19 protein-coding genes and 5 pseudogenes are annotated in these 21392 nt (G+C 40.0%); 7 read left to right on the top strand and 17 right to left on the bottom strand.

Annotated elements, in window-relative coordinates; genetic code table 11:
- Positions 1-28 precede the first annotated feature (28 nt).
- The 8 genes and pseudogenes from copZ to N1I87_RS09985 all read right to left on the bottom strand — a co-directional run bounded on the left by copZ (position 29) and on the right by N1I87_RS09985 (position 8398).
- The gene (copZ, locus tag N1I87_RS09950) at positions 29-232 is read right to left on the bottom strand and encodes a copper chaperone CopZ (RefSeq protein ID WP_341101532.1); all 204 of its coding nucleotides are present in this window, start codon (positions 230-232) and stop codon (positions 29-31) included.
- Positions 233-246: 14 nt separating this feature from the next.
- Positions 247-2657: pseudogene (locus tag N1I87_RS09955) on the bottom strand (heavy metal translocating P-type ATPase).
- A gap of 15 nt (positions 2658-2672) precedes the next feature.
- The gene (locus N1I87_RS09960; RefSeq protein WP_003352825.1) at positions 2673-2984 is read right to left on the bottom strand and encodes a metal-sensing transcriptional repressor; all 312 of its coding nucleotides are present in this window, start codon (positions 2982-2984) and stop codon (positions 2673-2675) included.
- Between the two features lie 263 nt (positions 2985-3247).
- Entirely contained in the window at positions 3248-4924 is a 1677-nt protein-coding gene (locus N1I87_RS09965; RefSeq protein WP_341101534.1) for an ABC1 kinase family protein, read from the bottom strand.
- Between the two features lie 44 nt (positions 4925-4968).
- A complete protein-coding gene (locus N1I87_RS09970; RefSeq protein WP_003352822.1) occupies positions 4969-5259 on the bottom strand; it encodes a phasin family protein in 291 nt (96 codons plus the stop codon).
- A 20-nt stretch (positions 5260-5279) separates the two neighbouring features.
- Positions 5280-6059 carry a patatin-like phospholipase family protein gene (locus N1I87_RS09975; RefSeq protein WP_341101535.1) on the bottom strand — a complete coding sequence of 260 codons (780 nt, stop codon included), beginning with the start codon at positions 6057-6059 and terminating at the stop codon, positions 5280-5282.
- Between the two features lie 367 nt (positions 6060-6426).
- The gene (locus tag N1I87_RS09980; protein WP_341101537.1) at positions 6427-7581 is read right to left on the bottom strand and encodes an aminotransferase class V-fold PLP-dependent enzyme; all 1155 of its coding nucleotides are present in this window, start codon (positions 7579-7581) and stop codon (positions 6427-6429) included.
- Positions 7582-7798: 217 nt separating this feature from the next.
- Positions 7799-8398 carry a LysE/ArgO family amino acid transporter gene (locus N1I87_RS09985; protein WP_341103348.1) on the bottom strand — a complete coding sequence of 200 codons (600 nt, stop codon included), beginning with the start codon at positions 8396-8398 and terminating at the stop codon, positions 7799-7801.
- A 144-nt stretch (positions 8399-8542) separates the two neighbouring features.
- Here N1I87_RS09985 and N1I87_RS09990 point away from each other — a divergent pair, with 144 nt between their 5' ends.
- Positions 8543-9001, top strand: coding sequence for a PhzF family phenazine biosynthesis protein (locus N1I87_RS09990; protein WP_341101539.1), 459 nt, complete (start codon positions 8543-8545; stop codon positions 8999-9001).
- Between the two features lie 90 nt (positions 9002-9091).
- Positions 9092-10549, top strand: coding sequence for a MocR-like pyridoxine biosynthesis transcription factor PdxR (gene pdxR / locus N1I87_RS09995; protein WP_341101540.1), 1458 nt, complete (start codon positions 9092-9094; stop codon positions 10547-10549).
- A gap of 114 nt (positions 10550-10663) precedes the next feature.
- Here pdxR and N1I87_RS10000 read toward each other — a convergent pair whose 3' ends face one another.
- The 4 genes and pseudogenes from N1I87_RS10000 to N1I87_RS10015 form a co-directional block, all read right to left on the bottom strand.
- Positions 10664-11101, bottom strand: coding sequence for a GyrI-like domain-containing protein (locus N1I87_RS10000; RefSeq protein ID WP_341103351.1), 438 nt, complete (start codon positions 11099-11101; stop codon positions 10664-10666).
- Between the two features lie 75 nt (positions 11102-11176).
- Positions 11177-12358 carry an IS701 family transposase gene (locus tag N1I87_RS10005; RefSeq protein WP_040037972.1) on the bottom strand — a complete coding sequence of 394 codons (1182 nt, stop codon included), beginning with the start codon at positions 12356-12358 and terminating at the stop codon, positions 11177-11179.
- A 455-nt stretch (positions 12359-12813) separates the two neighbouring features.
- Positions 12814-13233 carry an arsenate reductase (thioredoxin) gene (gene arsC, locus N1I87_RS10010; RefSeq protein WP_340396979.1) on the bottom strand — a complete coding sequence of 140 codons (420 nt, stop codon included), beginning with the start codon at positions 13231-13233 and terminating at the stop codon, positions 12814-12816.
- Positions 13234-13250: 17 nt separating this feature from the next.
- Positions 13251-13370: pseudogene (locus N1I87_RS10015) on the bottom strand (ArsB/NhaD family transporter); the annotation flags it as partial.
- A 79-nt stretch (positions 13371-13449) separates the two neighbouring features.
- On the opposite strand from N1I87_RS10015, the gene tnpA (N1I87_RS10020) reads away from it, so the two are divergent.
- From tnpA (N1I87_RS10020) to tnpC (N1I87_RS10030), 3 genes are all read left to right on the top strand, one after another.
- On the top strand, positions 13450-13770 hold the full coding sequence (gene tnpA / locus N1I87_RS10020; protein WP_003352856.1) for an IS66 family insertion sequence element accessory protein TnpA: 321 nt from the start codon (positions 13450-13452) through the stop codon (positions 13768-13770).
- Positions 13764-14120 (top strand): IS66 family insertion sequence element accessory protein TnpB, encoded by a 357-nt coding sequence (gene tnpB, locus N1I87_RS10025; RefSeq protein WP_003352857.1) that lies wholly within the window; start codon positions 13764-13766, stop codon positions 14118-14120. The genes tnpA (N1I87_RS10020) and tnpB overlap by 7 nt, the downstream gene beginning before the upstream one ends.
- A gap of 61 nt (positions 14121-14181) precedes the next feature.
- Positions 14182-15759 (top strand): IS66 family transposase, encoded by a 1578-nt coding sequence (gene tnpC / locus N1I87_RS10030; RefSeq protein WP_048623352.1) that lies wholly within the window; start codon positions 14182-14184, stop codon positions 15757-15759.
- Positions 15760-15803: 44 nt separating this feature from the next.
- Here the strand turns inward: tnpC (N1I87_RS10030) and N1I87_RS10035 are convergent.
- The 5 genes and pseudogenes from N1I87_RS10035 to N1I87_RS10055 form a co-directional block, all read right to left on the bottom strand.
- Positions 15804-16868: pseudogene (locus tag N1I87_RS10035) on the bottom strand (arsenic transporter); the annotation flags it as partial.
- Positions 16869-16923: 55 nt separating this feature from the next.
- A pseudogene (gene tnpC / locus N1I87_RS10040) lies at positions 16924-17787 on the bottom strand (IS66 family transposase); the annotation flags it as partial.
- Between the two features lies 1 nt (position 17788).
- Positions 17789-17989: pseudogene (locus N1I87_RS10045) on the bottom strand (ArsB/NhaD family transporter); the annotation flags it as partial.
- Between the two features lie 16 nt (positions 17990-18005).
- Positions 18006-18350, bottom strand: coding sequence for an ArsR/SmtB family transcription factor (locus N1I87_RS10050; RefSeq protein ID WP_003352816.1), 345 nt, complete (start codon positions 18348-18350; stop codon positions 18006-18008).
- 202 nt (positions 18351-18552) lie between these two features.
- Positions 18553-19461, bottom strand: a complete 909-nt coding sequence (locus N1I87_RS10055) for a cation diffusion facilitator family transporter (protein ID WP_341101542.1) — start codon at positions 19459-19461, stop codon at positions 18553-18555.
- A gap of 231 nt (positions 19462-19692) precedes the next feature.
- Here N1I87_RS10055 and tnpA (N1I87_RS10060) point away from each other — a divergent pair, with 231 nt between their 5' ends.
- On the top strand, positions 19693-20091 hold the full coding sequence (tnpA, locus tag N1I87_RS10060) for an IS200/IS605 family transposase (RefSeq protein ID WP_003352529.1): 399 nt from the start codon (positions 19693-19695) through the stop codon (positions 20089-20091).
- Between the two features lie 11 nt (positions 20092-20102).
- A complete protein-coding gene (locus N1I87_RS10065; RefSeq protein ID WP_003353586.1) occupies positions 20103-21215 on the top strand; it encodes an RNA-guided endonuclease InsQ/TnpB family protein in 1113 nt (370 codons plus the stop codon).
- Positions 21216-21392: the final 177 nt, after the last annotated feature.

Raw genomic sequence — 21392 nt, forward strand, 5'->3', positions numbered from 1 at the left:
ATTTTTGCTCCATGATCTCTTGTGGATGTTATTTCACATCGTAACCTTGATCCTCGATCGCTTCTTTCATTTTTTCTACACTGACTTTTGTCTCATCAAAAACTACTTCCACAGTGCCTTCTTTTAGATGCACATCTACATTTTTCACACCATCCAGCTCTTTAAGAGCATTTGTTACGGCCATTTTGCAGTGTCCGCAAGTCATTCCTTCGACGTTTAATGTAATGTCCATTAAGAATTCCTCCTTTATATGGTTCCATTTTCTATTTTCACGCGTTTCAAACGAAGCGCGTTTGTCACAACCGATACAGAGCTGAATGCCATAGCCGCTCCCGCAACCCAAGGCTCCAATAATCCAGCTGCTGCCACAGGAATGCCAACAGAATTATAAAACAAAGCCCAAAATAGATTTTGTCGAATGTTTCTCATCGTTTTACGACTTAACTCAATCGCATTTGGAATATGTGCCAGATCTCCGCCAACCAACGTTACATCAGCCGTTTCAATCGCGACATCCGTTCCTGTGCCGATGGCCATTCCGATATCCGCTTTTGCAAGAGCGGGAGCATCATTGATCCCATCGCCGACCATCGCCACTCGTTTTCCTTGTTTTTGGAGTTCTTCAACGATTTTCGCTTTGTCTTCAGGGAGCACTTCGGCATACACATGATCCACATTCACTTGCTTCGCTATCGCTTCAGCCGTGCGTTGATTGTCTCCCGTTACCATGTACACTTCTATACCCATTTGTTTTAAAGTTTGAATGGCTTCTTTGGAGCTTTCTTTTACGGTATCCGCGACAGCAATGATGCCGGCAATCTGATGGTCAATGGCAACCAGCATGGCGGTTTTCCCTTGTTTTTCAAAATCCGCCATTTGATTTTCATGCTCGGATATGTCAATCGAGTGCTCCTTCATCAATTTTCTCGTTCCAACAAGAACATGTTTGCCTTCAATAGTAGCTTCAATTCCGTGGCCGGTAATGGCAGAGAAATGCTCCGATGGTTTTATGGAAATCGCTTGTTTTTTTCCGTATTCCACTATCGCCTGGGCCAGCGGATGTTCAGAAGCGCTCTCGGCCGAAACGGCATAATCAAGCATGCCATTTTGAAACTCTACTACATCTGTTACTTCTGGTTTTCCCTTTGTAACAGTACCTGTTTTATCCAGCAGCACAGCATTGATTGTATGCGTTCCTTCTAAATACTCACCCCCTTTAAAGAGGATCCCTTTTTCCGCGCCTTTACCGGTTCCGACCATAATGGATGTCGGAGTGGCCAATCCAAGCGCACAAGGACAGGCGATGACAAGAACCGCAATGGCCACTTCAAGCGCCTTTGGCAAGTCACCCGGCGCCACAATGAAGTACCATATCATAAACGATGCAACAGAAATCCCTACCACAATAGCACGAAAATTCCTGAGATGACATCTGCCATCCGCTGAATCGGCGCTTTAGAACCTTGAGCCTCTTCAACGATTTTAATGATATTGGCAAGGGCCGTCTCTTTTCCTACCTTTTCGGCTCGAATGGTCAGTACGCCATTTGTATTCAAAGTAGCTCCTATGACAGCGTCTCCTTCTTTCTTATCAACCGGAATCGATTCGCCAGTAATCATGGATTCGTCCACGGAGGATATCCCGGAAATAACAGTGCCGTCTACCGGGATTTTTTCTCCGGGCTTGACAAGAATGGTATCTCCGATCACCACTTCTTCAAGCGGAACTTTTACTTCTTGACCATTACGGATCACAAGAGCTTCTTTTGCTTGCAAACTCAACAGCTTAGAGATGGCTTCTGTCGTTCTTCCTTTTGCCAGCGATTCAAAGTATTTTCCGACCAGTACAAGCGTAATCAGCAAGGCACTTGTTTCAAAATACAATTTCGGCATATATTCGGGATTGGCTAAAGTTTTAAATGCTTCGTACAAGCTGTAAAAGTAAGCGGCCGATGTTCCAAGAGCTACTAATACATCCATGTTGGCACTTTTGTTCCGCAATGCCCGATATGCCCCAACATAAAAAGGACCGCCTATGTAAAACTGAACGGGTGTCGCTAATAGAAGCTGGAACCATGGATTCATTAATAAATGCGGAAGCGGCAAGCCTAAATCAAAAGGCATATGAGCAATCATCGTATAAAGCAAGGGCAATGATAAGATGATCGAAATAGCCAGTTGCCGCTTTTTTTGTTTCAGCAGCTCTTTTCTCCGACCAGCCTGATCTTGTTCTTCATTTCGAATCTGTCCCTTGTAGCCAAGCTTTTTGATTTTTTCTAAAATGTCATCTACAGAATAAACGCCTTCATTGTATTCAACAACTGCACTGTTTGTCGCAAGGTTTACCGTTGCATTTGTAACGCCTTCCATACGATTTAGACCTTTTTCAATCCGAGTTGCACATGCCGCGCATGTCATCCCTTCAATATCCAGCGTTACTTTTTCAGTCGCAACGCCATACCCTAATTTGTTAATTCTTGTTTGAATATCGGCTACACTTTGTTTAGCCGGATCATATTTAACCGTTGCTTTTTCCATCGCTAAATTGACATTGGCTTCTACTCCATCCATCTTGTTCAGCACTTTCTCAATACGATTGGAACAAGCGGCACATGTCATACCAGTCACTTTTAATGTGACGATCTTTTGTTCACTCATAAAGCATTCCCCCCTTTACTTAGAGAATTGCTTAACAACTTCCATTAACTCTTGAATGGATTCTTCTCCGTTGCCTTCACGAATAGCTTTAGAAACACAATGATTGGCATGACGTTCCAACAAATTAAAACCTACTTTCTTTAATGCGGCTTGAATAGCCGAAATTTGAACTAAAATATCAATACAATAACGGTTGTCCTCCACCATTTTTTGCACTCCACGCACTTGTCCTTCAATGCGTTTCAAGCGTTTTATTAAACTTTCAATTTCTTCCTCTGTTCGGGGAACCATTTTAGGATTGATGGAATTATCTTCACAGTGGTCCACTGATATCACCTCATTCTGATCGCATCTTCATTATACATTATACGGGTAAGGGGTATAAAATACAATCATACAGCCCCATTTTATTCTTATTTTTTGACACCATCCCGCAAAAACATCATCGAATACCAATCACTAAAAGGCGTTCTCCTTTTAGACTTTTTCCTGTTATGCATTAGACTTGCTGCCCAATCGTAATGTATACAGTAAAACTCCCCCTACAGCCGGGGGGTCTTCCACTTGCGATCATCCATTTTTCTATTTCGTTAAAATCTTCCTGACTTAAAAATCGAATACAAAAGCCAAAAAAACATGAATGTTGCCACCACGAATCCCATCTCAATGGCAGGAAATTTCCACAACAACGTGGATTGTCTATTCATGGAAGAACCGATAATGATCCCAACCATAATGATGCTGAAAGACAATAAAACAATGCTAAATGATAATCGATTACTGATCTGATCCAATTTCTTTAAAAAAAGATCCAGTTCCGGGATGCCGACCTCCATACGAAGTCTTCCCCGCTTGACCAAAGAAGTAAATTCTTTCATGTGTTTTGGAAAGTCCAAAATCAATTCTCCATAATCAGAAACTTGCTTCCATACCGTTTCTGCTACATTTTTGGGATGGTATCGTTCTTTTAACAGTCGACGGCCAAATGGTTCGGCAATATCGAGTATGCTGAATTCAGGATCAAGATTTTCAACTACGCCTTCAACCGTCAGCAAAGTTTTTCCTAATAATGATAAGTCGGCCGGAATTCGGATTGAATGCTGAAAAGCTAAACGAAATAAATCGTTCACGGCCTCCCCTAAACGAATTTGGCTTAAAGGAACATCATAATACTTTTCCCTCATACGTTCTACATCAGCTTGCAACTGTTTCATGTTTACATCATCCGGAATCAATCCCATTGCACTGATCGAATGAATCACCCCATCGGTACTTTGACGCATCAACGAAATGATTAAAGATGAAAAATGATATCTCATATCGGGAGTAAGCCGCCCTGCCATTCCAAAATCGAGAAAAGCAATGATCTCTCCAGGTAATACTAGTACATTTCCTGGATGCGGGTCCCCGTGAAAAAAGCCACCGATGAAAACTTGTTGAAAAATTCCTTTTGCAAGACGTTCAGCTAAGTTTTTTAAGTTGTAGCCATTTTTCTTCAGTTGGTCTATTTCATTGAATTTTACCCCTTCGACATATTCCATCGTTAATACTTTTTTAGTGGTATACTCCCAAAAAACTTTTGGAACATAGATGGTAGAGTCATCTTTAAACTGATTGGCAATTTTCTCCGCATTCCGTGCTTCATTCGTATAATCGAGTTCTTCGCGAAGGGACTTAGAAAATTCATCCATCATATCGCGGATTTGATACTTTGCTGCCAATTCCGATCGTTGTTCAGCTAATGTCGCCAAATCTTGAAGAATTTCCAAATCTGTTTCAATCACAGTCGTAATATTTGGACGTTGTATTTTGACTGCTACCTGTTCCCCGGTGCGCAAAGTGGCCCGATGGACTTGTCCAATCGAAGCAGCCGCAAGCGGCACGTCCTCAAAATGGAGAAATATGTTTTCAATTTCTTCTCCTAATTCACTTTGAACAATTTCACGCACTTCTTGAAAAAAGAAAGGTGGAACATGGTCTTGCAGTTTTTCTAATTCTCTTATTATTTCTTCAGGAATCAAATCAGGGCGAGTACTGGCAATTTGCCCCAATTTCACGAAAGTAGGACCCAATTCTTCCAGAACGATTCTAATTCGTTCACTGACAGACTTAGAAGCTTTTTCCTTCTTCTCGAAAAACAGACGCTGGGGGAGAGAGAGGAATTGAGCAATGCCGGTTTCCTCGACCACCATCCCAAAACCGTTACGAATCAACGTAATAGCAATATCGCGATAACGACTGATATGACGAATTCTTTTTCCAATCATACTATATCCCCTTCAAAAGACTAGGAACCCGAGACAGGGTTCCTTTACTTATCATCATTTTCCAATTTCTGAATTCGTTGTTCCAGTTTTTGAATATCCTCTTTTGTCGCTAAATCCAATTCGTTTAATATTTGTTTGATTTGCTCCCGTACAATGCGTTGTAATCCTTTTTTTTCTTCTTCTCCCCGCTGAACCAGCTGATTGACCATGTCTTTTGATTCTTCCAGAGACAACTCCCCTTTTTTCACCAAATCATTCACAAATTTTTCTGCTTGTTCCTTGCTCGTAACAGCCAAACCTAGTCCAAATGCCAATCCTTTTTTGATTAAATCCATTTCCAATTCAACCCCCTATACTATTTTGATTCCAACAAAGATAACACTTTAGGAATCTTCCGTTGAGCTTCTCGCTCGCCAGCTTCAATGCATTCTCGGATTCTGCTTGTGTCGAACGCTAAAATATGACCTACTTCCGGACGAAAAACGACATCTGCATACTTCAAGTTGACACGGCGCTGCACGGTCATCATAATTGTAAACGAACGATAAACCGTTTCGAATATATTACGAGGTTCCTGTTCATCATGTTCCCTTTCGACATCTACTGCAAGGATCTTATCCATTCCGGCTTCATGAAGCAAGTCGGCAGGGAGATTATTTAAAATTCCGCCATCCACCAATACTTTACCTTGATAATGAACGGGAGAAAAAATACCAGGAACCGATGTGGTTGCTCGAATAGCCAAGACAAGGCTGCCTTCTTTCATCACGAAAACATTTCCTTTAATCAAATCGACCGATACTGCCCGAAACGGTATCTTCAAATCCTCGATTTTAATATCACCAAGCCCTTTTTGCTCCAAAAATTGAATCAACGTAGCGTATATTTTATTTCCGGCTAAAATTCCACGTTTTCGAATTCCAATATCCATCAATCGATAAGATGGCGTGCTTAGAACAAACTCTTCAATTTCTTCTACATCAATACCCGCGGCAACTAAGCCTCCAATCGCACCGCCCATACTCGTTCCTGCTATAAAATCAATGGGGATTCGATGCTTCTTTAACACTTTTAACACTCCAATATGGGCTATCCCGCGTACAGCACCGCCTCCTAAAGCAATTCCTACTTTCACAACTATTCTGTCCCTTCACTGGAAGATTTATGGATATGGTACCATTTTTCGCTTTTTTGCCGCAAAAGGAAACTGCTGAAGAAAATGATCTGGATGAATTCAAAACAGTTTCTTATCCTATAGTTTATTCAATCGAGTAACAAGTCCATGCCTCATTTTAATCGTTCGAGAGGATAACTTCTCTGATGAGCCCAATGAAGACAAATCAGCGATTCAATCTTTGTGAAGGCTGGTGAAAGTGGATAATTCTTTATTTTAATCTTAACATTTTTCAAACAATAATTCGCATTTGGCATGCTCTTTTTTATAAATTGTCAAATTAACTCCATTGGCGCCTGTTTCATGTCCCTTTTTCTTAATGTCCATCTCATTCATTTCCCCCGTTCGTTTGTATAAGAGCGGTTGTCAACTCGTCAATCGCCTGCCGAATTTCATCCTGCGTATTGTAAAAATGGGGAGCGATTCGGATGACGTCGTTTCTTGCAGAAACAATGATATTTCTCTCTTTCAAAATAGAATCAATCTGCTCAGCATTTTTCACATAAAAAGCTGTCATGGCGCCTCGCTGATCAGCAGATAGAGGCCCAGCAACGTGTAATCCTTTTTCTTGTCCATAATCTAATGCGAATTGAGCTAATGGATTTAAATAAGAAGATATATTCTCCACTCCTATATCAAGAAGCAAACGAAGAGCGGCGGTAGCGGCATAAGCGCTGATAAAAGAGGGTGTACCAGTTTCAAAACGACGTGCTCCAGCTGCTAATGTGAATTGATGAACGTTGAATTTCGAATGATTTTCTTGACCAAACCATCCTGTTATACGAGGCTTCCATTTTTCTGCTAATTCTTTTTTTATATATAAGAAGGATATTCCGGGAATACCTAATATGTATTTCCTCGTTCCTGCCGCCAATATGTCAATATCCATTTTCTTTACATCAATGGGAACTTGTCCGGCTGATTGATAAGCATCCACCAATAAAAGAGAACCTTTACGATGGACAATTTCCGCGATTGCTTGAATATCTTGTTTGAATCCATTGTGATAACCAACATGAGAAATGGACGTGATGAGCGTATCAGACGTTACATAACGCTCGTAATATTCTAAAGGGATCACTCCTTGTTGTGAAGGAATAAATCTCACATTTGCTCCAAATTTCTCCTGAGCAAGCCATACATGACCGACGGTTGGAAAGTCCATATCTGTAGTCACAACGATATTTTTACCTTTTTCAAAAGAAAGAGAAGAAGCAATAGCAGAAAAAATGTCAGAGACCGAACTGAATACAGCAATCTCATCAGGTGCAGCACCAATTAAATTTGCAAAACTGGATTTTGCCTTTTCCACTTCTTTTATTGCTTGATTCCAATTAACCCCCATCGATAATAAACTATTCATATAATCTTCTATCGATTTGGATACAGTTTTTGATATGGCGCCTTGCGAACAACTCGCCAGATGGATTTTCGACTCTAAAACAGGAAATAAAGAACGATAATGTGCAAACGGATGTTTCAATTCTAACTCCTCCTTTCAATTCCGCTTAAATAGTTTCCACTGCTTCTTGATCTCCCTATTATGCTCGTCATCAGTACTGGATTCCCTTTTAGACTATTACTATGTTTAATAGAAATACAAGAGTTTTTAATATTAGTGCTGAAAGTTCAATCATAGGCGAAGAAAATGAAACCTCGTTACGAAAGATTTCCACCGCCGTGATACAAAAACCCGGCTTTTATTTTATCAGCGTGAATCCAATATATATGGCTGCTCCCCACATTACCAATGCTGAAATTTTGTTGAAAATCCTCATCAAGCGTCCAGATTTATCTATCTCCCCTCTTATCCGGCCAGCCACTGCCAGTCCCGCAAACCAGATCCAAAAAACCAGAATACAAGCAAGTGAGAAGGCCATTTTTTCAGACCCATTGTATTGAAGTGAACTCGTTCCGATCACTCCAACCGTATCCATGATCGCATGAGGATTCAGCAACGAGACCGATGCCGAAAACACAAATTGTTTTAAAGGAGTAAAAGTTTCTTTGGCAGTATTTTCGTTCTTTCCTTTTTCAGCAGCAGGAGTGCTTTTCCAAGTACTCCACCCCATATAGAACAAAAACACCATTCCAGTGGTTAATAGGATCGTTTTGATCCAAAAAGAACCCAAAACCATAAGAGATACACCAAAAACTGCAAGGGTGATTAAAAGTGTATCGCATATTGAAGCCGTTAACACGACCGGGAGAGCATGGATAAAGCGTTTCTGAAGGGCCCCCTGATTAAAAACAAAAACGTTTTGGACGCCAAGAGGAAGGATGAGTCCAAATGCGAGAATAAGTCCGTGTCATTCAAATCCCCCCTATTGCTATCGTATGAATACCATTTTACTCGAATATCAATCGTTGTCTCCAACCAATTGGTTGGATTTGATACCAACCAAGTTGTATAATCAAAACAAGCATTATGGGGAGGGGACGAAATGAACATTTTTCTAATAAATGCGTTTACGGATCAACCATTTGCGGGAAACCCTGCTGCTGTTTGTTTCTTACCGGAATCAAAAGATGCCGAATGGATGCAAAAGGTAGCGAAGGAGATCCATTTGCCAACAACTGCTTTTATCAAACATACAAATGGTAGATTCAGCTTGCGTTGGTTTACTCCGTCTACGGAAATACCCCTTTGTGGGCATGGAACTTTGGCTAGCGCCTACGTTTTATGGGAGATGGGATACATAAAAGCGGAAAATCCAGTTAGTTTTAGCACAAAAAGCGGAATACTCACCGCCACCGTAAAGAATGATTGGATTGAACTTGATTTTCCATCCACTCCGGACCACGAAATCAATGCTCCAGACAAACTGATTCAAGCATTGGGAGTTGTACCAAAATACGTAGGAAAAAATCAGCTTGATTATATTGTCGAAGTCGAGTTATGAAAGGAGAGCTTTTTGTTTAATGCCCTATCTTCTCTAAAGACTCATCCAAATAGATGAATTCAAAAATTTTTTATGGGAGAGAATTTTTTCATGATCGAATTGGATTGGAAACCCGACAAATCATCTCCAACTCCCCTCTATATCCAAATCAAAAAATATATAAAAGAAAAAATTAAAACAGGAGAATGGACTGTAGGGATGAAAATCCCTCCTCAACGTACATTAGCCCAAGCATGGGGGGTGAACCGCAGTACGATCGTAGCGGCTGTGGAAGAGTTGATTGCTGATGGATTGCTGGAAGGAAAAAGCGGGAGCGGTACCAAGATTATTAACAATACGTGGTCCTTGATGAATTCTACCCCGCCCCCAGATTGGTATTCCTATGTGCAAGCAGGGAGCCATTATCCTAATTTGCCTACGATACAGGAAATCAATCAAGCAGAATTTGCTCCAAATATCATCCGGCTGGGAACAGGAGAGCTTTCGCCTGATTTATTTCCTCGTGAGATGATGAAAGAAGTCTTTAAACGACTGCCGGACCGTATCAATTCACTTGGCTACGAAGAGCCTAAAGGGCTGCTGTTTCTTAGGGAACAGCTTAAGCTTAGCGGATATTTAAAAACCATAGGAATTGAAGCTCCCCCTTCTTCGATTTTGATTGTATCCGGAGCTTTACAAGCATTGCAATTGATTTCAATAGGCCTCTTGCAACGAGGGTCGACGATTTTTCTGGAAAAACCATCATACCTGTATTCCCTGCATGTGTTTCAATCTGCCGGGATGCGATTATTTGGACTTCCTATAGATGAAGATGGAGTTCAAATAAAAACGATTACGGAACAAAAAAAGCGGCAAAACGCTGCGTTGCTTTATACGATCCCGTCCTTCCATAATCCAACAGGAATTTTGATGTCTGAAGAAAGACGAAGAGAATTGATGGATGTATGTGAACAGGAGCGACTGCCGATTATTGAAGATGACGTATATAGGGAACTTTGGCTCGATTCTCCGCCTCCCCCACCTTTGAAAGCCATCGATAAAAATGGACTTGTTCTGTATCTCGGGAGCATGTCGAAAACATTGAGTCCCGGCTTGAGAATCGGCTGGGTGGTTGGACCAAATCCTGTCATTGAGCGATTGGCGGATATTAAAATGCAAACCGATTACGGATCCAGTTCCTTGTCCCAGTGGGCGGTTGCGGAATGGCTTTCAAGCGGATTATACCATCGCCATTTGGATGATGTCAGAAAAGCATTGAAGGTGCGAAGAGAGGTCATGATTGATTCATTGCAAAGGTATTTTTCCGACATTGCGACCTGGTCTGTTCCAAAAGGCGGTTTTTATGTATGGCTTCGCTTATCGCCTTCACTCTCCATACGTGAACTTTTTGAAAAAGCATTAGAACACGGAATTCTATTGAATCCAGGAAATGTCTACGATCAACATGCGACTCAGTATCTTCGACTTTCTTATTCCTATGCTTCTATAGATGATTTGAATAGAGGAATGGTTCTTCTTTCGAAAGTGATCCGTGAGCTAACCACTTAACTCTCGATTGAGCCAAAAAAGTCACTGAAGTTCACAACGGCTTTTTTGGCTATAGGGAGTGTTCAAAAACTTGAAGACTAGCGACAGTTGGCAGGGCAGAAAATGACGAGCAGGTCAATTGACTGGCACCCAAATTTCCGAATAAAAATCAGGGCTGGCGGGATCTTCATTTGTATACACTTCTAACGCTGGTGTTCCTGCGTGCTTATAGCCACTAGATGGGAACCATTCTGAAAAAATTTGTACCCACGCTTTCTGAATAGCTTCAGGCATCGGTCCGTGAACTTCAAATACAGCCCATTTTGATGCAGGTATTTTCAAATTACATAGTCCGTCAGGTGTTTTGCCATCATATTCAGTTGCTACCCAATAATCCATTACTTGCTTCGATTGAGTGTGACTGTTAGCGGCACATACACCTAATACACCTTTTATTTCACCATTGTTCAACTTAAATAATAAATCAACTGTCCCATCCTTCTTCCATTGATCCCATAATTTTGGAATGATCACAATATTCTCATTATTGGCGAATGAAATTTCTCTCTTGATTCCAACTACTTGAACTGTAGTTGAGCAATTTTAATTACAATAATTACCATGTAAAAGAGACAAACAGGGTACCCCTTATGCCACGTGGAGCTGTTTTTTCACGGTATCAATGGGAATATTTTGTTTCGCTGCACGGTAAATGAACTCCACGAGGCTATGTCCTTTTCTCTTGCGCAGAAGATCGAGCCCATCAGAAAAATCGCTGTTCGACTCGAACATGCTGTACACGTAAGCAAGCTGCACCAAGATCCAGTAGCGTTTCACCGCCCGACGTCCGCGAACGCGGTATCCATCGAGTTTCAGCTGGTCTTTCGCTTGACGGAAAAAACATTCGATCGACCAACGCTGGGCATAGTAGCGCAAGATCTCTTCATCGCTTAGATCCCGGTCGGTGCTCAAGACGCAGTGAAGATGTTCCGATGTCATCGGCTGATCGGCTTTCCAAGCGAGCAGCACCACGGCATCATCGAGACCTTTGAGAGAGCCTTCGTAGCGATAAACCCGATAACGCTCTTCTCCCACCGTGACGAGGTGAGTGTCTTTCGGTTCGATGTAGCGGGCAAACTCCCTCACCTGAACCGCAATGCCTTTTGGATAAAGAAGCCGATTGGCCTTGAGCATTGCGATTACGTGGAATCCCTTTTTCAGACAAGCTTCCACGAGCGTTTGCGATGGATACCAAGAGTCCATCAGCACATAAACAGGACGGTGTACATCCAAAGAAGAAAGCATCTCGATCGCGAGTTCCCCCTTGCTTTTCCCAGCCGCCTTGTCGTAGAGGCGGAACGCAAAGGGAAAAGCCTGGGTCATCGTATGAACCATGAGCCAAACGAGAGAATGTCCCCAGATCGACTTTTTCTCTGTGTGAGAATAGTGCCAATCACACCCTTGAATGGCGTGCGTTGCCTGTGACGAAGGCTTGGTTTTTTGGCAAATCGTATCATCGATCGAAACAAAAAGGGGTTGATTCTCCTGTTTGGCGATGCGTTCGACACGACGAAGCATCCACTGTTGAAGTTTGCGAAGCAGCGTCTCTTCATCCCAAGGGCTTTTCGTGAAAAAATGGCTGAGTGTCGTGCGGTGGTTCGGATGAAAGCTCCAATGATGAAGATCGGTCAATGTTCCCGCAAATCCTTTGGTGGTCAGCGCATCCACGATATGAACGAGATGCTTCATGACAGGTTTTGAAAAATAAAGTGCCAACCCCAACATCGTGAAAAACTTGTGGATTCCTTGATGATGTGCTAATCTATTCATGAGACATGAACCTCCTTGTGAATAGTTTTGGTGACACATCTATTCTAATCAAGGAATCGGGTTCATGTCTCTTTTTTTGTTTGGTTGTAAATTTATGTTAGCGAATTTGCTCATCTATAGTACTTGAAAATGATCTCTTTCAACTAGTGTGTATTTCATTAGTGCTACTCCTTTCAGACCCATGTGTGAATTTAGTCGGGATAAGATTTGTGAACTTCCAAGTTCCTTAAGACTGTCTTGTTGTCCCTTTTTCACTTCATCGCGGTTTTTGTTAATGAAGATTGATGTTTTGAACCCATTTACTCGTAGGTTCACACATTGCTTGGTTGATCTTTTTCACACAATATACCTTCCTTACTGTAGAATAGTAGCCGAGAGAACACTCTCTCGGCTGCAAGTGACGGCTATAAATTGATGTTAATAATATTGATTTTTCTGTATAGACAATAATACTTTTATTCACCCGTCTCTGCAAATCGCTTAATTCTTTCCCCGATCTCATCGCGAACACGCTGGAATACAGCCCAATTTTCTTCTTCTGTCCCTTCCGCTTTTGCAGGATCGTCAAATCCCCAGTGTACGCGCTTCACATGTGGCGGTGTTACTGGACAGTTATCAGCAGCATGCCCGCATAATGTTACCACCATATCCGCATTGTTTAACAAGTCAGGATCAATGACATCTGATGTTTGGTTCGCAATGTCAATCCCCACTTCTTTCATGGCTTTTACTGCATTCGGATTTAATCCGTGGGCCTCAATGCCGGCACTATATATTTCCCACTCATCACCAAGATATTTTTTGGCCCAACCTTCTGCCATCTGACTGCGGCAAGAGTTTCCGGTGCATAAAAAGTAAATGGTTTTCTTCTTCATTTTCACATGCTCCTTTATTAGATGATAAGCAACCATAAATAAAGTCCAATCAGTGTAATGAGTATGGTTGGTACGGTTAAAATAATCCCGTTTTTAAAGTAGGTTCCCCAAGTAATTTTGACTCCTTTCGTCGTAAGCGTCAAATCTTGGACACCTTCTTGATGTGCTAATTTCATGAGATAATCTCCTCAAGATGAAATTGAAGGAGGTTTTTTTATGCCTAAGAATCCTGAATTACGAAAGGTTTGGGAACAACGAATCGCTGACTATCGTAAAAGCGGTCAAACTCAAGTAAACTGGTGCAAGGAAAATCAATGGAGTATTCACCAGTTTAAATACTGGTTAAGAAAAATTGAAAATCCAATAAAAAATCAAGGAAAGTCTACAAAATGGGCATCCGTTACCCTAGAAGATCATTCACAAACAGTTGAAAATTCATTACGGATTGAAATTAGTGGGATTTCAATTGAAGTAAAACCTGGTTTCGATCCGGCCTTTCTTTCAGAAGTGGTTAGGACGTTGAAATCAACATGTTAGTTGGTACAAGAGCTGAACGAGTTTACTTGGCAAAAGGAAGTACTGATTTGAGAAAATCCATTGATGGATTAGCTGCTTTGGTGAAAGAGGGATTTGATTTAGATCCCTTTTCATCAAGCTATTTTGTGTTCTGTAATCGAAAGCGAGATAAATTAAAAATTCTTCACTGGGACTATAATGGTTTTTGGCTTTATTATCGTCGATTGGAAAAAGGAAAATTTCAATGGCCAAATGAAAATGACACTGGAACGATACAAATTAGTTATCGGCAATTACGCTGGTTATTGGATGGTCTTGCAATGGAGCAAAAGAAAGCACACCCAGAAGTAAAGGCTAGAACAGTTATATGAATTTTTTACTTTTAACAAAAACCTTGGAGGAAAATAGCTAAAACCGTCGAATTATTACTACATGATGAAAAATTTAAAGAATCCTACCCAAAACCCATTTGAATTAATTGAAAAACTTCAACAGCAAATCGTTGAATTGACGGCGAAATTACGATGGTATGAAGAACAGTATCGTCTTAGTCAAAAACGAAAATTTGGCTCTTCAAGCGAAAAAACAAATCCTAATCAATTAGAACTACCTTTATTCAATGAAGCAGAGGTAGAGTCTAATGTAAAAGCCGAAGAGCCAACTGTTGAAACAATTACATATCGTCGTAAAAAGAAACGTGGTCAACGTCAAGCTACGTTTGAAAACCTGCCTATGGAAACGATTGAATATCGTTTACCCGAAGAAGAGCAGGTCTGTTCGTGTTGCGGTGAAAAAACACACGAAATGAGCACAGAAGTACGACAAGAATTAGTGATTATTCCGGCTCAAGTCAAAGTTTTAAAACACGTTCGATATGTCTATGGATGCCGTCATTGTGAGCGTAATGAAATAGAGACACCAATCGTTACAGCACCTGCCCCAAAATCTGTGTATCCAAAAAGTTTAGCTTCACCGTCAAGCATGGCATATATTATGAATCAAAAATATGTAGAGGGGCTACCTCTATATCGCCAAGAACAACAGTTCAAACGATTAGGTGTGATCTTATCCAGGCAAACCATGGCCAATTGGATGCTTTATGGTGCCGAAAAATGGCTTGCGCCAATTTATCAACGAATGAAAGAGCATCTCCTCTCTAAAGACATTCTACATGCGGATGAAACAACTGTTCAGGTTTTACATGAACCTGGAAGGTCAAGTACATCGAAATCTTACATGTGGCTTTATCGGACTGGAAGAGAGGATCCACCACTTGTCCTTTATGACTATCAGGAAACTAGAGCAGGAGAACATGCCAAAGAATTCCTAAAAGGGTTTAAAGGATACCTGCATGTCGATGGATATGCAGGATACCATAAGGTATCCGGCGTAACATTAGTTGGATGTTGGGCTCATGCCCGCAGAAAGTTCGATGAGGCTTTAAACGTACTTCCTGAATCCAAACGTCATTCAGCAGTCACAGTTCGGGAAGGACTCAATTTCTGTAATCAGCTATTTGCCATCGAGCGTGATTTGAAAGAATGTACACCAGAAGAACGATATAAAAAACGACTTAAACACAGCCAACCATTGTTGGAGGCTTTTTCAGCATGGCTAAAAACAGAGAAAAGCAATGTTTTACCAAAGAGTCTATTAGGTCAAGCCATTACATACTGCCTCAACCAATGGGAAAAACTCGTGGCATTTTTAGAGGATGGACGTTTAGAAATCGATAATAATCGAAGTGAACGATCCATTAAACCATTTGTGATCGGTAGGAAGAACTGGATTTTTAGCAATACTCCGAAAGGAGCTAAGGCCAGCTCAATCATTTACAGTATTGTGGAGACAGCAAAAGAGAATAAATTAAATCCATTTTATTATCTTCGCTACTTATTTGAAAGGCTTCCCAATATGGATATAAGCAATATGGATGAGCTTGATCAACTACTTCCTTGGTCCAAAACAATTCCTTTGAATTGTCGGGTTTTTAATAACTTATCACAATAATAGTATTTAATCCCTATCATTAAAAGGTGGGGATTATTTTACGCTTACATGAGTATGGTTGGTACGGTTAAAATAATCCCGTTTTTAAAGTAGGTTCCCCAAGTAATTTTGACTCCTTTCGTCGATAATACATGCAGCCAAAGGAGGGTGGCCAAAGAACCGATTGGGGTAATTTTAGGCCCTAAATCAGAACCAATCACATTCGCATAAATGAGTCCTTCACGAATGATTCCGGTTGTGTTTGTATTAGCTATGGCTAAAGCATCAATCATTACGGTCGGCATGTTATTCATAATCGATGAAAGAATCGCTGCGATAAACCCCATTGAAATGGTTCCTACAAGTAAACCTTTATTTGCCGCGGCTTGAATCACATCAGATAATACATTCGTCAATCCTACGTTTCTTAATCCGTAGACGACGACATACATACCAATAGAGAAAAAGACAATTTCCCATGGTGCACCTTTTAGTATTTGTTTAACGTGAACAGCTGGGGTTCTTCTACCAATGGACAAGAAAACAAGTGCGACCACTCCCGCAATGATAGACACAGGAATTTTAGTAAATTCACTGATAAAATAGCCTACTAATAAAAAACTTAATACACCCCAAGCTATCTTAAACATTTTTTGATCCTTAATGGCTTCAATTGGTTTCTTTAAATGAGACACATCATATTGTTTTGGTATATTTTTTTGAAAATACAAATATAAAACCAAAATACTGGCTCCAAACGAGAAAACGGTAGGAATGATCATGCGCGTTGCATACTCAACAAACTTAATATGAAAATAATCGGCGGAAACAATGTTTACTAGGTTACTAACCACAAACGGTAATGAGGTTGTATCTGCGATAAAACCACTTGCCAGAATAAAAGGCAGTACTTTCTTTTCATCAAATTGTAAAGCTCGTACCATGGCAAGAACAATGGGAGTTAAAATGAGGGCTGCCCCATCATTCGCAAAAAAGGCGGCTACTATGGCTCCTAAAATAGAAACAAAGATAAACATCTTTACTCCGTTTCCTTTTGCCGCTTTTGCCATATGTAATGCTGCCCATTCAAAAAATCCAATTTCATCTAAAATCATTGATATGATAATAATAAAGTAAGCGTAAAATAGTCCACACCTACCTTTAGATGTGGACTATTGTTATGATTTATTTAGCTTTATTAGGAACACGACATTCTTCTGGAATTGTTGTGGACCAAGGAAGGAGTTGATCTAATTTTTCTTTGTCAGTCAGATTAATATTTGGAAGCTGTTCAAATAAATATTTAAGATAATTGAATGGGTTTAATCCGTTTTCCTTCGCAGTCTCCACAATGCTATAAATGATTGCGCTGGATTTAGCTCCCTTTATGGTATTGCTAAACAGCCAGTTTTTCCTCCCGATTACAAACGGTTTAATGGATCGTTCTGCGCGGTTGTTATCAATCTCTAAACGACCATCCTCTAAAAAAGCTACTAAACGGTCCCATTGATTACGACAATATTTAATGGCTTGCCCAAGTGCACTTTTTGGCAACACTCTTGGGGATTGTTCATGAAGCCATGCCAAAAAAGCCTCCAATACCGGTTGGCTGCGTTCTAAACGTTTCTTATAACGTTCTTCAGGACTAACATCCTTTAAATCCCGTTCTATCGAGAAAAGTTGGTTACAGAATGCAAGACCTTCTTTGGCTTTTACGTGAGTAGTTTTAGCCGATTCAGGAAGAGCCTGCAAAGCTTCTGTGAATTTACGTCTGGCATGAGCCCAACAACCGACCAGACTGACATCAGGGATTCCGTTATAACCGGCATACCCGTCCACATGTAAATATCCACGGAAACCTTCCAAAAATCGTAAAGGATGCTTGGATGCACGGGTTCGCTGGTAGTCATACAAAACAATTGGAGGCCCCATTCGTCCTGTCCGATAAAGCCACATAAATGATTTGGAAGTCGCTCGTCGGTCAGGTTCTGAAAGAACCTGTAAGGTGGTCTCATCCGCATGGAGGATATCCTGATTCAATAGATGGTTACATAATAAAAATAAAAGCAAGAGTCGCATTCCACACAATTCCTGTCACAGTTAGGACATCTTGAAAATCTACTACACCTACCATAATAGAAAGCAGAGCGCCCCCGCATGCAGACCAGCCAATAGATAAGTTTTTGGGTTGCCAAATCACAAGTATTAAAGTTGCAAGGAAAATCAATGATGCTAGTAGGACGGAAAACAAAAAATCACCTCTATCGTTATTCACATAAAATTCTTGTGCCTTTTTCTTCAAGTTCTTTTAATTTTTCTTGCTGGTCAGGAACATGAGCCAATATATCTTGAATGAGCGAATACATTTCATGTTCCTTATTGACAGAATAAAAAACCCATTGGGCTTTTTTGGTTTCATTTAGTAAACCTGCATCTTTTAACTTCCTGAGATGTTGGCTAATGGCGGGTTGACTCATCTGAAAAAATTCAACCAACTCACATACGCAACAATTTTTATTGTCTAATAATGCCATCATGGTAAGTCTAGTTTTATCGCCTAATAACTTTAATATTGTCGCGACGTCGTCTATATTCGTAACCACTCGATTCATTTTACCACTCCTCCATTCATATATCATAATATAACAATATGCTTATATAAGCAAATAAAAATAGGATGATATAGTATAGTATCGCTTCAAATGTCTTAATAGCCATAAAAAAAGTCGTATTCTAGCCGTATATTTGATCTTTTTACGACTATAATTGTTGCTGTAAAAATAAAATGAAAAATCTCCCTCGTTTAAAGGGAGATTAATTGCAAATATCTGCTTCCGTACATTTTTTCGTTTCTTCTATTTGTATAGTGGTATGATGAATGCCAAACTGCTTCTGCAGCTTCTCTCTTGCCTCATATAATAATTGATCCCGATCAATTTGAGGACGGACGACAAGATGACAGCTTAAAGCAGGAAAATCTGAAGTAATGGACCATACATGTAAATCATGAACATTGGTGACTCCCGCCAAAGACAATAATTGATTTTTTACTTCTTGCAAATCAATATTCGATGGTCTTCCTTCCATCAAAATGTGGATAGAGTCCTTCACTATGCGCCAACCACTGATCATAATTAAAACAGAAACCAATGCACTGGCTATCGGATCGGCAATATTCCAACCAAAAAGCCATATCAGCAAGCCGGCAACAATGGCCCCGATGGATCCAAGCAAATCGCCCAGCACGTGTAAAAAGGCGCTTCTTATGTTTAGGTTGTCGTTCTTATCCCCTTTCATCAAAATCCATGCAGCTAAAATATTGACGATCAGCCCGATTCCTGCGACTGTCAACATTCCCGAACTCATTACTTTAGGTGGATAATAAAAACGATGGTATGCTTCATAGAAAATCAAGACCGAAATAAATAATAGTGTCAGTCCATTCAACAATGCAGCTAAAATTTCAAATCGTTTATATCCGTACGTTTTCGTTTCATTTGCTTGCTTTTCCCCTATTTTCAAAGCTAACAAGCTGAAACCTAATGCCGCTGCATCACTTAACATGTGTCCTGTATCAGATAGCAACGCAAGACTATTCGTCATGATTCCACCGATCAGTTCCACAATGAGAAAAGAGAAAATCAGAAAAAAGCTATATAGCAATGCTTTTCGATTTGCATGATGTGCATGTGAATGACTTCCGTGACTGTGATGATGTCCCATACCGAAGACTCCTTTAAGCCATAATTCTGTTTATCAAATTTATTTCTTTAAATGTCTACTTAATTCATTATATACGAGTTTCCCCTTTAACGGATTTCCGAAAGAAGTCTCCCATCCTCAAGGAATGTGCAGGGCGTAGCCCAATGAGTAGGTGGGAGATGAATTTCGGTTGGCTTTAGCCAAAGGTTTTGATATAATCAGTCTTATATATAAAAAAGGATTGATATATCAATGAAATTGGATAGTAATAATCATTCAGTGTTCCTATTACATTATCATCTTGTATTAGTTGTAAAGTATCGCAGAGAAGTGTTCACCGATAAAATATCTGATTTTGCAAAAGATATGTTCATTGAGATCGGAAAAAAATACAACATTACTTTGACAGAGTGGAATCATGATAAGGATCATATCCACATCCTATTCAAAGCACATCCTAATTCTGAATTATCGAAGTTCATCAATACTTATAAGAGTGCAAGTTCTCGACTGATAAAGAAAAACTTTCCTCATATCCGAAAAAGACTATGGAAAGAGATGTTTTGGTCAAGAAGCTTTTGCCTGCTTACAACAGGCGGTGCACCAATAGAAGTCATAAAAAAATACATTGAAAATCAAGGTCAGAAGTGAGGTGATTTGATATGGCCAAACAAAACAAAGCCTTCAAATTTCGTTTGTATCCGAATAAAGAACAGAAAATCCAATTAGCCAAAACATTTGGTTGTGTTCGCTTTGTCTACAATAAGATGCTGGAAGAACGTAAGGAAACGTATGAGAAATTCAAAAACGATAAAGAAACGCTTAAACAACAAGCATTCCCGACACCAGCGAAATACAAAGATGAATTTCCATTCCTAAAAGAAGTGGATTCTTTAGCTTTAGCAAACGCACAGATCAATTTGCAAAATGCTTATAAGAACTTTTTTGAAGGTCGTGCGGAGTTTCCTAAATTCAAAAGCAAGAAAAATAAACAATCTTACACAACCAATATGGTCAACGGCAATATTAAGCTAGAAAATGGTCATATCAAACTACCAAAAATCAAAAAGCCAATGAAAATGAACCGACATAGAGAAATACCTGCTGATTATAAAATCAAATCTTGTACTATTTCTAAAACAAAGACAGGTAAATATTATATTTCGATTTTGACAGAATACGAGAAAGATATTCAGTCAGTAAAGATTCAAAAAGTAGTTGGCTTAGATTTTGCTATGGACGGTCTATATGTCGAGAGTGAACAGGGTGAGAAAGCCAATTACCCACGGTACTATCGACAAGCATTAGACAAACTGGCAAAAGCACAACGAATTCTTTCTCGCAGAAAAAAAGGTTCTGCACGTTGGGAAAAACAACGTTTGAAAGTAGCAAAGTTACAAGAGAAAATTGCCAATCAACGCAAGAATTTTCTTCACCATAAATCAAAAGAATTAGCATCAACCTATGACGCAGTTATCATTGAGGACTTAGACATGAAAGGAATGTCTCAAGCCCTCAATTTTGGAAAAAGTGTTCATGATAATGGCTGGGGTATGTTCACTACTTTCTTAGAATACAAGCTAAAAGAACAAGGGAAACAACTTGTAAAAATCGATAAGTGGTTCCCTTCTACTAAGAAATGTTCTTGTTGTGGCAAGGAAAAAGAAATGCCATTATCTAAACGTGTATATGAATGTTCTTGCGGTTTTGTATTAGATCGTGATCACAATTCAGCAATCAATATCAAAAATGAAGGATTACGCATATTAGCATAAAGAATAATAACTTTCGGAACGAGAGGGTAAGCTCGGTCAATTTCTTATCGTTAGATAGGATTACCCGAGAAGCCCCCACTTCAAGCGACCCGCAAGGGTGGTAAGTGGAGGGTAGTTCACGTTGATTCCATTGGAAAAAACAATCCCAATGAATAAATAGACACTTCACTCGAAAGA

Source organism: Bacillus sp. FSL W8-0102 (assembly GCF_038007225.1).
GTDB classification, from domain to species: domain Bacteria; phylum Bacillota; class Bacilli; order Bacillales; family DSM-4216; genus Bacillus_O; species Bacillus_O smithii.

Coding starts and splice junctions, on each gene's coding strand:
- N1I87_RS09970 (WP_003352822.1), bottom strand. CDS start 5,259: ATGGATTTAATCAAAAAAGGATTGGCATTTGGACTAGGTTTGGCTGTT.
- tnpA (WP_003352529.1), top strand. CDS start 19,693: ATGAAATTGGATAGTAATAATCATTCAGTGTTCCTATTACATTATCAT.
- pdxR (WP_341101540.1), top strand. CDS start 9,092: ATGATCGAATTGGATTGGAAACCCGACAAATCATCTCCAACTCCCCTC.
- tnpB (WP_003352857.1), top strand. CDS start 13,764: ATGTTAGTTGGTACAAGAGCTGAACGAGTTTACTTGGCAAAAGGAAGT.
- N1I87_RS10065 (WP_003353586.1), top strand. CDS start 20,103: ATGGCCAAACAAAACAAAGCCTTCAAATTTCGTTTGTATCCGAATAAA.
- tnpA (WP_003352856.1), top strand. CDS start 13,450: ATGCCTAAGAATCCTGAATTACGAAAGGTTTGGGAACAACGAATCGCT.
- N1I87_RS09965 (WP_341101534.1), bottom strand. CDS start 4,924: ATGATTGGAAAAAGAATTCGTCATATCAGTCGTTATCGCGATATTGCT.
- N1I87_RS10005 (WP_040037972.1), bottom strand. CDS start 12,358: ATGAATAGATTAGCACATCATCAAGGAATCCACAAGTTTTTCACGATG.
- tnpC (WP_048623352.1), top strand. CDS start 14,182: ATGATGAAAAATTTAAAGAATCCTACCCAAAACCCATTTGAATTAATT.
- N1I87_RS10050 (WP_003352816.1), bottom strand. CDS start 18,350: ATGAATCGAGTGGTTACGAATATAGACGACGTCGCGACAATATTAAAG.
- copZ (WP_341101532.1), bottom strand. CDS start 232: ATGGACATTACATTAAACGTCGAAGGAATGACTTGCGGACACTGCAAA.
- N1I87_RS10055 (WP_341101542.1), bottom strand. CDS start 19,461: ATGGGACATCATCACAGTCACGGAAGTCATTCACATGCACATCATGCA.
- N1I87_RS09990 (WP_341101539.1), top strand. CDS start 8,543: ATGAACATTTTTCTAATAAATGCGTTTACGGATCAACCATTTGCGGGA.
- arsC (WP_340396979.1), bottom strand. CDS start 13,233: ATGAAGAAGAAAACCATTTACTTTTTATGCACCGGAAACTCTTGCCGC.